We start from the raw sequence: 11,261 nt of genomic DNA, 5'->3' as shown, positions 1-11,261 counted from the left end.
GTAGATACCAAACTCAAAACGCTCAATAAATTTAAAGATAGGAAACTTGAGGAAGGAGTGACAAAATGCAGCAGCAGGGCAACGCCCTAACTGTTCCAATCGGTCTGATGGGTGCAGCACAGGGATTTAATCCAACAGTACTACTGCTACTAGGTTCGATTGTTTTAGCAACCGCATCAACTACAGGGTATTGGGTATGGGGCTGGGATCACTGGCTCGTATTTATTTGTAATTTTTCGTCGCTCTATGTATTAGGGACAGTCATCCATGATGCTTGTCATGGTGTAGCCCACCCCAATCGTATTGTTAATGCTGCGATCGGACATATTTCGGCAATATTACAGGGCTTTGTATTTCCCGTATTCACCCGTGTTCACATGCAGCATCATGCCCATGTGAATGATGAAGAGGATGATCCCGATCACTTTGTTTCTACAGGTGGCCCACTATGGTTGATTGCTGCCCGCTTTTTCTATCATGAGGTGTTCTTTTTTCAGCGTCGCCTATGGCGAAATTATGAATTGCTGGAATGGGCAATTAGTCGCTTAATTGTTGTAGCGATGATTATCTTTGGCTATTACCACGGTTTTCTAGGCTACATGATGAACTTTTGGTTTGTGCCAGCCGCCGTCATGGGTCTATTGCTAGGTTTATTCTTCGATTACCTACCCCATCGTCCCTTTGTCGAGCGATCGCGCTGGAAGAATGCCAGAGTTTATCCAGGCAGATTTCTCAATATCCTGTTACTCGGTCAGAACTATCACCTAGTTCACCACCTATGGCCCAATGTGCCTTGGTATTACTACGAGAGTGCGTACTATCAAATGAAGCCTCTACTAGATGCTAATGGCTCACCCCAAACCTTAGGACTACTGAAAATGCCTGATTTAGCGGGATTTCTATACGATGTGTTCTTAGGTATTCGCTTTCACTCCAAACACAAATAAAAAAAGCGGCGCTAAGCGCCGCTTTTTTTATTCTCTTTTTTTATTCTACTGATGCTAGTGAATTGTCTAGCTGCATTCTCGTTTCCATTTGGCGAATGAAGTAACCTGTCATCATTGCGGAACCGATTAAGCCTGCTAGGTTTTCGCGATCGGTGGTAATGCTGACATTGAAATGGGATGGTGGCAATATGCCAAGCAGGTTTTGAATATTTTGGTTAATGATTTGCTGAGCTTCGGGACTAACAGACTGGGCAACTGTAGCTAAAGTTTCAGGTGATTGATTTTTAAGATAATCAAGCAAAAGGTTGTTGCTGCTGGAGTTGAGTTCACCAAGGTTAAACATGATCGATTCCTTGTATCTGTAATTCGCTAAGTCTATTCTTACTGATACAACAGAAAATTTTCGAGTAGGAAAACCGTATTTAACCGTATAAAAGAGCTAGAAAACCTTGCTATGCAAGGTTTTCTAGCTTAGAAATCATCGTCATAGCCACCGCTACTACCACCACTTGCGGCTTCATTGTCCTTGCGCGATCCTAATAATTCCAGACGATCAACACGAATTACGGGTTTTTGACGTTCGTCGCCTGTAGTACGGTCATTCCAGCGATCAAATTTGAGTGAGCCTGAAATACCAATTAAGCTGCCTTTTTTGACATAGTTTGCTGCCACTTCTGCGGTTTTGTCCCAAACTTCTAGGTCAAACCAATCGGGTGGCTCATCACGATTGCTCGTATTACGGTTAACAGCAATCGCAAAGTTACAAACCACTTTGCCCGATTCAAAATATTTGACTTCAGGATCTCGTCCCGCACGTCCTACTAGATGAACTTTGTTGAGAGTCATAAGACAGGTATCAAAAAATGTGTAGTTAATATTTTATCTGATTTTCGTGATTTTCCGATGCCATATCGAAATCACTTTGAATTAGGAGAGTTCTCCACATTAACTGTGGAACTCTCCCAATTTTTGAAAAGGAAGGGTAAGAATACCCAAAATCAAATCGAGTTGATTGATAAAGTATTCGGTTAAATCTATGTGAACTTTTTGCTGTTCAAGTTTCAAAAATTGCCAAGTTGTGCCTGTGGTGACAGTTCCATAAATTTATTTAGATTACTACGCGAATCACCTTTTCCGATCGCACTAAATCGCTTTCACCCGCAAATATCGAGCGTCCTTGACTATTGGGCAATTCTAAGGGAATCGCGCCTAAGGGCATTTGCACAGTTCGTAAACCAACATCATTATCTTGACCGATTAAGAAGGTGACAAGTAAATCTAGGCGAGGATGCGCGATCGCAGTCATGCTGACTAATCTATCGGTACGGGATTGGAACTTAAAGCATTGAGCGCCAATCGCACCTCGGACAGCAGCCCTGATATTAGACGCCGCAATCCGCTTAGCAAATCCTTCGGCGGTAATTAAAATTAGTTCTGAACTAGGAGCAGCTACGAGATCTAATACTGACACACCAATTTGAGTCTCAGAACTGCCTAGACGTAGAGCAATATTCCCTGCGGCAGAACGACCAACGGTGGGGATCTGCGTTTCATCAGCTTTGAGACGGAGGATGCGACCTGCGGAGGTAGCGATCGCCAATTCTTGATCTAGACTCACCACATCTGCCCAGAAGAGAGAATCATCTTCTTTAAATTTTGCCGCAATTAATCCGCGGGCAGTTATATCCGCAAATTCCGCAAGAGGCGATCGCTTAATTTTGCCTTGACTAGAAAGCAGCACTAGACCTTCCTTAGATTCAGGATTCTTTTCCCAGACAAATTGCGAGACAATGCGCTCTGTACTATCTGGCAATAGCGTAATTAAGGGAGTACCGCGTCCTTTACCTTTCACAATCGGAACATTGGCTAGGGCTAAGGCAAAGGCTTTACCTGAATTTGTGAGTACCACCAATTCCCGATCGCTACGGGTGTTATAGGAAGCGATCGTCACATCATCACTCAAATCTGCTGACTGCGAGATTTTGGAACTATTCTCAAAACCCTTGATATAGCCCTTGTGTGTAATTTGAACAGTAACATCTTGAGGCTCAGCAATGGGGATATTTAGTTCAGTAGTCAGGGAGATAAGTGGAACTTCGGCGGGCTTGGGTTGCTTGACGGTCGAGGCGCGAGATTTTTTTTCAGGGACGCTTGCGACTACCTGCTCCGTTTCAATAGTTTGTTGAATTGGGCGATCGCCTTTTTTACCTTTTGCCTTAGGTGGTTCATTTTCTTCGCTGGACTCAACATCAATCGCATTTTGATTATTTTCCCGCAATTGCCATGCTAAATGTGTCCTCCTTGGGTCGCTATGACGTTTTTTGTGATCACGCAATTCTTTTTTGAGGAATTTCATCAGCTCGCGGCGATCGCTTAGTAATTTCTCTAATCGCGAAACTTGCTGTTGTAAAGTTTCCAATTCCTCACGGATCTTCTGTTGCTCAATGGCAGTAATTCGTCGCAAAGGCATGGAGAGAATTGCTTCCGCTTGAGTTTCTGATAGGGCAAATTCTGTTTGCAAATCAGTTTTAGCAAGGGCGCTATTATTGGCAAATCTCAGGATTCTAATCAGGCGATCGATGTCTTGGAGAACTAGTACCAATCCTTCCAATAAATGCGATTTTTCCTGTGCCTTCTTCAATTCATAACGAAAGCGTTTTGATAAAGTCTCTTCACGGAATTCCAGAAATTCTTGCAGTAACTCTCGCAAACTCATTTGTTTGGGTTGAGAGCCTTTCAAAGCAAGGAGAATTACGCCAAAGTTTGATTGCAAAGCAGTTTGTCGATAGAGCTGATCGATAATTACGGCAGGGGCAATATCTTTTTTCAGTTCAATCACCACCCGCATTCCTGTGCGATCGCTTTCATCACGAATATCAGAAATACCCTCGATTTTGCCATTATTAACCAATTCGGCAATCTTCTCGATCCATGCAGATTTATTAACCTGATAGGGCAACTCGGTAACAATAATGGCAAGTTTTTGGCGCTTGCCCGTGCCTTTACCGCCAAAATGCTCAACTGAGGCAACTCCACGAATGGTAATACTGCCACGACCTGTGAGGTATGCTTCGCGCACACCCTCCTCATTCATGATGATCCCACCTGTAGGGAAGTCAGGCGCAGGAATTAGGCTGAGTAACTGCTCATCGGGTAAATTGGGATTATCGATCAAAGCGATCGCGCCATCAATCACTTCACTCAAATTATGGGGTGGAATATTTGTCGCCATCCCCACGGCAATGCCCGTTGCGCCATTGAGCAATAACATCGGCAATTGGGCAGGCAATACCGCAGGTTCCTGCTCTGAGCCATCAAAGTTATCGACAAAGTCAACAACATCTTCCTCAATTTCCCCTAACAAAGCCTCATTACCGATCGCTGCCAAGCGACATTCGGTATAGCGCATCGCCGCCGCAGGGTCATTGTCCACCGAGCCAAAGTTACCATGTCCCGCCAGCAAAGGATAACGGCTAGAAAAATCCTGTACTAAGCGCACAAGGGCATCGTAAACCGACTGATCACCGTGGGGGTGATATTTACCCAAAACGTCCCCGACCACACGGGCACACTTACGAAAGGGGCGATCGGGCAGTAGTCCCAGTTCGTGCATAGCATAGATGATGCGGCGATGCACTGGTTTAAGACCATCACGGGCATCGGGCAAAGCACGACCGACAATCACGCTCATGGCGTACTCTAGGTACGATCGCTGCATCTCTGTATGCAGTGAAGTCGGTATGATCTTTCCCCCGTTAGACTCCGACCAAAAATCTAGCTGTTGCTGCCCTTGCTTTGCCATAAAATCTACGAACGCTGTACATGAAAATCACGATAACAAAAACAATGTAACAGCAAAATCAAGTCGCATCGTGTCTTGGGGCATAAGAAGTGATCATTTTCGCTACACGCATTCTTCGTTTTCAGAGTAGAAAAACGCTATATTTAGCATGTTTAATCATCTAGTGCGCCAAGATCATGTCTGAACCCATCTGGTCATATGTCACCCCCGGCATTCCTGACGAACTCTTCGAGCGCTTGCCAGGTATTCCCATGAGCAAATGTGAGACTCGCTTGCTAATTTTGGGGCAGTTACGCTTAAAGGTAGACTCGATCTTGTGGGACATTGGTGCAGGCACAGGAACCATCCCAATTGAGACGGGATTACTCTGTCCTCAGGGCAAAATTGTGGCGATCGAGCGGGATGAAGATGTAGCGGGATTGATTGCTATCAACTGCAAAAAATTTGGGGTGAATAATGTCGAAATCAAGATTGGCAGTGCGCCAGAATGCCTCACTGGGCTGACAGCACAGCCAGATCGCATTTGTATTGAAGGTGGGCGATCGGTATCGGAAATTCTGGAATATAGTTGGGAGCGTTTACAGGCTGATGGTAGAGCGATCGCAACGACCAATAGTCTCGAAGGTTTATATGCAATATCGGCAAGTTTTGCAAAATTGCAAGCTCGGAATGTTGAGGTGGTGCAATGTTCGGTTAACCGCTTAGAAACCCGTGGCAATCGCCAAGTTTTCGCTGCTATTAGTCCGATATTTATTATCAGTGGCGAAAAAATATAAAAAAGAAGAGCGCTTTGCGCTCTTCTTTTCTTGATTCAGTGGCGAAAAAATATAAAAAAATTACGCCTTCTTTTTTGTTCAGTGGCGAAAATATAAATAAATTATGCCTTCCTTTTTTGATTCAGGGGCGAAAAAATATAAATAAACTACGCCTTCCTTTCTTGTTCAGTGGGGAAAAAATATAAATAAAAGTTTGTGAAAAGCCCTTTTTTGTTATTAGGAAATTTCGCGAATTTGAGGTTTTCCGTCTTTAAATTCACCAACTAAGATCAGATCGGTAACGCCAACAAAGAGACCATTCTCAACTACTCCAGGGATATTGTTTAAGGTCTTTTCTAGTTCAGCAGCATCAGCGATCGCATCAAAGGTGACATCTAAAACCATATTGCCTTGATCGGTAATTACGGGACCATCTTTTTTCACGCCCATTCTCAGATCTGGTTTACCACCAAGCTTTTCTACAGCTCTAGTTACAGGCGCAACAGCCATAGGTAAAACTTCGATGGGTACAGCAAAGGTAGAACCTAGCTTATCAACTAATTTCGATTCATCGACTACAACGATAAAGAGGCTTGCGAGGGAATCAACTACCTTTTCGCGAGTATGGGCTGCGCCACCACCCTTAATCAGAGTCTTATGAGGATCAACCTCGTCAGCACCATCGATCGCTACATCTACGCGATCGACATCATCGAGACTGCGGATAGGAATACCATATTTTTTTCCTAGTACTGAAGCTTGGAAGGACGTAGGGATACCAACAATGTCAGTAAGTTCACCCGCCGCAATGCGTCTACCTAGTTCCTCGATCGCAAAAGCTGTGGTTGATCCAGTACCTAAGCCAACTACCATACCCGACTGGACTCTTTGCGCCGCCGCAATTCCAACTTCTTGTTTTAACTTTTTAATATCTTCAGCAGAAATACTCATTTATAAACTTTAAAGCAGCACTTTTAATCCTATCGCACGAAGCGAAACAAGGTGACATCAACTTAATAAGGAAGTCGTTAGATCGCTTTGCCCTCCTTAAATTTGGGATTTAGTGCTATATGATACAAATAGTCGAAATATATATATTTAAGTCAATTACGCCTTATTGCTGATTACCCTTGGGGCATTAATTGAGCTAAAAGTAGGTGGGGAAGCTTCATTTTACAAAAAGATTGCTGCAAAATCTGACAGCAATCGCTCTCTTTAGTTAATTAAAATATTGTAATTGTATGAAAAGGCTAACCTATATTAGTAACTTCGCGCGATCATTGACCAGCAAGGAAATAGAAAATATTGAGATTGTTTCACAAAAAAATAATTTTAGAGAAGGGATTACAGGGATTTTGCTGAGTTGTAGTGGGATTTTTTTTCAAATTTTGGAAGGGGATGATCATCAAGTAGATTTATTGTACGAAAAAATTTTAAAAGATGATCGTCACCATCAAGTTTTATGTCTTAAGTCTGAAGTAAATATTACTGAGAGATTCTTTCCTGACTGGTCGATGAAAGCAATTGCCATAGATGAAAACAGCGAGATTTTATTAAAACCAATTAAAATATTGCTACAAAGCTTGGGAGAGTCAAAAATGGCTTTGGCAAACTACACGCATTCAGGGGTTTTACAAGCCATCGAAAATGGAATCAATCCTCTTACCCTGACCCCACGCTATACCGAAAAAATTATTTTCTTTGCAGATATTATGGGCTTTGCCAGTATGACTGAGAAACTCCAAGTGACCGAAGTTGCGGAGTTACTCAATCAATTTTTTACGATTTGCACGTCAGAAATCGCAGCTAAAGGCGGTGAAGTTACGAAGTTTATCGGCGATTGTGTGATGGCATATTTCGATGGTGATCGTGCAAACGAAGCTTTACAAGCAAGTCTAGACATTCTTTCAGAATTAGAAATTTTACGAGATCGATCGCCTGTTAATAGCCCGTTGCGAGTTCTCTATGTGGGGATTGGACTATCTAAAGGAACAGTTTTAGAAGGAAATATCGGTTCTCAAACCAAAAAAGAGTATGCAATCATCGGCGATGCCGTTAATGTTGCCGCAAGAATCGAATCGCTAACGCGAAAGTTAAATAGATTTTTAGTGTTTTCGGCAGCAGTACGAGAGGGACTCAGCGATCACTGGAAATTATTAAAAATGGGGGATTTCTATGCTAAAGGAAGGGAAGCGATCGTGGAAGTATATTCAATTGATAATCCTTTGGCATCTCAAAAATCAGATTTCCACCATCTAAAACAAGAGATTAACGAGCAGCTTGAACTCATAGGAAAGCAAACTCTAGCGTCTTACAAACAACGCAAAACACTGTTTAAGCTTTACGATCGCTAATAAAAATCACAGTCCGATGCGCTCAGAAGCATTAATATAGAATACGGGAAGAAACATTTACGCCGTATTGCTTATAACCCTTCTTTCCTTATTTGCGTTACAAGTAGTAAAGAAGCTTGGATTTTTCATCTTTTACAGCAATTTTTGCTCCAATCAACCACAACAGCTTATTTGAAGGCTTTGTTGCCAATACCTTCAAACAAGCCTATTGCTTTGGGCTTAAGCGACAAGCGCTGTAATTAAACACTAACATGTCTCAGATCGAATTCTTTCATGTAAATCACTTCTCAATTTTATGAAAAGGCTAACTTATATTAGTAGCTTCTCGCGATCGCTTAGCAAAAGAGAAATTGAAGCCATTGGACATATTTCTCAGACTAATAATTCTAGGGAAGGAATTACAGGGGTTTTATTAAGCTGTAACAGCATTTTCTTTCAAATTTTAGAAGGAGATGAAGACCGCATTGATCGGCTGTACGAGAAGATTTTACGAGATGATCGTCATAGCAATATTTTATGCTTGAAATCTGAATTAAATGTTTCAACCCGTAAGTTTCCTGATTGGTCAATGGAAGTCATCGTTCTTGATGAAAATAATGACATTCTCTTGCAACCAATTAAAATTCTTTTGCAAACTCTAGGCGAATCTCAAACCATTCTCGCTAACTATACCCAGTCAGGAGTTTTGCAAGCAATTGAGAATGGGATTAATCCCCTCACCCTCAAACCACTCTATAGCGATAAAATCATCTTATTTGCCGACATTATCTCATTTTCTGGCATTACTGAAAAATTGCAAGTTGCGGAAGTGGTGGATTTGCTCAACCAATTCTTTACCATTTGCACGCGAGCGATTACTGCAAGAGGTGGTGAAGTTACGAAATTTATTGGCGATTGCGTAATGGCATATTTTGATGGCGATCGCGCAGATGATTCCCTACAGGCAAGCCTAGATATTCTGGCGGAACTAGAGCTTTTACGCAATCAAGCCCCTGCCAATAGTCCATTACGAGTTCTCTACATTGGTATTGGTCTATCTAAAGGAATTGTGTTAGAGGGAAATATCGGTTCGCAAACAAAGAAGGAATATACAGTGATTGGTGATGCCGTCAATGTTGCCGCCAGAATAGAAGCTCTCACCAGACAGTTAAATCGATTTCTCGTATTTTCTGCTTCTGTACGTGCAGGATTAAGCGATCGCTGGAAGCCTGTTAGACTTGGTGATTTTCATACCAAGGGAAGAGAAAGTATCGTCGAAGTCTATTCGGTTGACGATATATTGACCTTCCAAAAATCAGATTTTCATAAATTAAAACAAGAGATCAAGCAACACCTAGAGCTAATTAGCTGTCAAGCATAATTAGCTCTAACAACCTGTGGCGGCGCTTCGCGCCGCCACAGGTTGTTAGAGCTATAAGTCAAAATAAACACCTCAAATCCCTTACCCCAATTGACTTTAAGATTTATAAGCAAGTGGTCACTCATTGACAAATCGCTAGATCGCCTCGATATGCTGTACGATCGCTATTAGCAACCAACAGGCAATTAACAGGCGATTAATAGGCAATTAATAATAAACTCCATGCTGTCAAACCTTTTAGATAACCGCTATCGCGTCACTAGCGTCCTCGGTAGTGGTGGCTTTGGTGAGACCTATTTGGCTGAAGATACCAAAATGCCATCTAATCGTCGTTGTGTGATCAAGCAACTTAAGCCCGTTGCTGATAATCCACAGATGTATGAGTTATTGCAACAGCGCTTTCACCGAGAGGCAGTGGTACTCGAAGCCTTAGGAGAAGAAAGTCGCTATATCCCTAAACTTTATGCCAACTTTATTGAGAATGGCTTGTTCTATCTCGTCCAAGAATGGATTGATGGATTAACTTTAACTCAAGAGATAGAACGTAATGGCAACTGGAATGAAGATGCTGTCCGAAGACTGATGAGCAGTATTCTGCAAACGCTCATTTATGTCCATGAACGCGGCATTATTCACCGTGATATTAAGCCTGATAATATTATTTTGCGTGCTGGGGAACCTGTCCTCATCGATTTTGGCGCAGTCAAAGAAACTCTGAATGTAAGTACGATTCGTAGTTCTTCACAGCAAGCACATTCAATCGTGATCGGGACACCGGGGTTTATGGCTTCAGAGCAGGCGGCAGGTAGACCTTTTTTTGCAAGCGATCTCTACAGTCTTGCCCTGACTGCCATTTTCGCACTCACTGGCAAATATCCCCAAGAGCTAGGCACTGATCCCCAAACGGGTGAAGTCCTCTGGCAAAGCCAAGTAACAGGGATTAGCACTGATTTAAAGGCAATATTTACTAAAGCACTCCAATTTGATCCTCGCGATCGCTACAATTCTGCACGAGAAATGTTAAATGCTCTACAGGTTAGCCAAGTACCAAATCAATCTCATCCATTACAACCTGTTCCCATTCAACCAGCGATGTCGAATATGCAGACGGTGGCAGTAACACCTAGAGGCTATACGCCACCTGCAATTCAAAATCAACCTGATATTTACGTCTATCAACCACAGCACGATCCGAAAAAGAAGATCTTTGGTCAAGCTTTAGCAACTGTCATCGTCGGTGGCGCAATTGGTGCAGCGATCGCCTTAGGTGTAGTCGTATCGCAAAATGGCGGCATCGTCGCCTTCTGGAATAAAATCTCTCCCTTTAATAAACCAGTTGATAAAAAAGCATTCTATTTCCTAGCAGATTCAGCTTTTGAAGATAAAAACTATGCCAATTTAAGAGTACAAGCTCTGACATCTCAAGGTTTTAAAGAAGCAGGAGCTTTCTGGATACCCGACTATCCGAATCTCGGTAATAGTCAATATTATCAAGTCTATGCAGTTCCTTTTACCGAGGCAAATAGTTGCATTAACGATCTCAAGACCTATGTTAAGCGTGTTCCTGATGCCTACTGTGCCTTTGCAAGTCTAAATGCGAAAGATCCAGTAAATCGGGTGACAGGTGATCAGTTCCAATCATCAACTTCTCCTTCCGCAACTCCTACCCCCACGCCTACGCCAACTGTAACTCCTTCTCAAAAAGCCAAACCCTCTCCCGAACAGTTTGTCAAGAGCTACTACAGTCTCGTTAACGATCGCCAATTTCAAAACGCATGGAAAAATCTCACACCCAAATTTCAAAGCGATCGCGCAGGTGGATATAGTACTTTCACAGACTGGTGGCGCACCATTGATAAGGTTTCCGTTAATGGCTCTCGTTTAGTTGAAGTTAAGGAAAACTCAGCGATTATTGACATTGATTTAACCTATCAAAAGGGTAAAGCTCTATTTCCCGAAACCCTACGCATGAATCTAGTATGGGATGAAGCTTCAGGACAATGGCAAATCAATGAAACTAAGCGACAGTAAGTTTATCGAGTA

At 42.5% G+C, this 11,261-nt stretch carries 9 protein-coding genes; 5 read left to right on the top strand and 4 right to left on the bottom strand.

The window, feature by feature from the left end; all coding sequences use genetic code 11:
- Nucleotides 1-65 precede the first annotated feature (65 nt).
- Nucleotides 66-947 (top strand): beta-carotene hydroxylase, encoded by an 882-nt coding sequence (gene crtR, locus NMG48_RS13005; RefSeq protein WP_271251954.1) that lies wholly within the window; start codon nucleotides 66-68, stop codon nucleotides 945-947.
- Nucleotides 948-987: 40 nt separating this feature from the next.
- On the opposite strand, the gene NMG48_RS13000 is transcribed toward crtR, so the two are convergent.
- From NMG48_RS13000 to NMG48_RS12990, 3 genes are all read right to left on the bottom strand, one after another.
- A complete protein-coding gene (locus NMG48_RS13000) occupies nucleotides 988-1,290 on the bottom strand; it encodes a DUF760 domain-containing protein (protein WP_126385556.1) in 303 nt (100 codons plus the stop codon).
- Between the two features lie 128 nt (nucleotides 1,291-1,418).
- Nucleotides 1,419-1,793, bottom strand: a complete 375-nt coding sequence (locus NMG48_RS12995; RefSeq protein ID WP_271251953.1) for a single-stranded DNA-binding protein — start codon at nucleotides 1,791-1,793, stop codon at nucleotides 1,419-1,421.
- Nucleotides 1,794-2,055: 262 nt separating this feature from the next.
- A complete protein-coding gene (locus NMG48_RS12990) occupies nucleotides 2,056-4,749 on the bottom strand; it encodes a DNA gyrase/topoisomerase IV subunit A (protein WP_271251952.1) in 2,694 nt (897 codons plus the stop codon).
- Between the two features lie 176 nt (nucleotides 4,750-4,925).
- Between NMG48_RS12990 and cbiT the strand changes: the two genes are divergently transcribed.
- The gene (gene cbiT, locus NMG48_RS12985) at nucleotides 4,926-5,525 is read left to right on the top strand and encodes a precorrin-6Y C5,15-methyltransferase subunit CbiT (protein WP_271251951.1); all 600 of its coding nucleotides are present in this window, start codon (nucleotides 4,926-4,928) and stop codon (nucleotides 5,523-5,525) included.
- A 216-nt stretch (nucleotides 5,526-5,741) separates the two neighbouring features.
- Here the strand turns inward: cbiT and rpiA are convergent, their stop codons facing one another.
- Entirely contained in the window at nucleotides 5,742-6,455 is a 714-nt protein-coding gene (gene rpiA / locus NMG48_RS12980; protein WP_271251950.1) for a ribose-5-phosphate isomerase RpiA, read from the bottom strand.
- A gap of 290 nt (nucleotides 6,456-6,745) precedes the next feature.
- Between rpiA and NMG48_RS12975 the strand changes: the two genes are divergently transcribed.
- The 3 genes from NMG48_RS12975 to NMG48_RS12965 all read left to right on the top strand — a co-directional run bounded on the left by NMG48_RS12975 (nucleotide 6,746) and on the right by NMG48_RS12965 (nucleotide 11,249).
- Nucleotides 6,746-7,858 carry a BLUF domain-containing protein gene (locus NMG48_RS12975; protein ID WP_271251949.1) on the top strand — a complete coding sequence of 371 codons (1,113 nt, stop codon included), beginning with the start codon at nucleotides 6,746-6,748 and terminating at the stop codon, nucleotides 7,856-7,858.
- Between the two features lie 295 nt (nucleotides 7,859-8,153).
- On the top strand, nucleotides 8,154-9,218 hold the full coding sequence (locus tag NMG48_RS12970; protein WP_271251948.1) for a BLUF domain-containing protein: 1,065 nt from the start codon (nucleotides 8,154-8,156) through the stop codon (nucleotides 9,216-9,218).
- 222 nt (nucleotides 9,219-9,440) lie between these two features.
- Nucleotides 9,441-11,249 carry a serine/threonine protein kinase gene (locus NMG48_RS12965; protein ID WP_271251947.1) on the top strand — a complete coding sequence of 603 codons (1,809 nt, stop codon included), beginning with the start codon at nucleotides 9,441-9,443 and terminating at the stop codon, nucleotides 11,247-11,249.
- Nucleotides 11,250-11,261 lie beyond the last annotated feature (12 nt).

This window comes from Pseudanabaena sp. Chao 1811, assembly GCF_027942295.1.
Classification (GTDB): Bacteria; Cyanobacteriota; Cyanobacteriia; order Pseudanabaenales; family Pseudanabaenaceae; genus Pseudanabaena.
The sequence above is the reverse complement of the archived record's forward strand: the minus strand, read 5'-3'. Positions and strand labels throughout refer to the sequence as shown.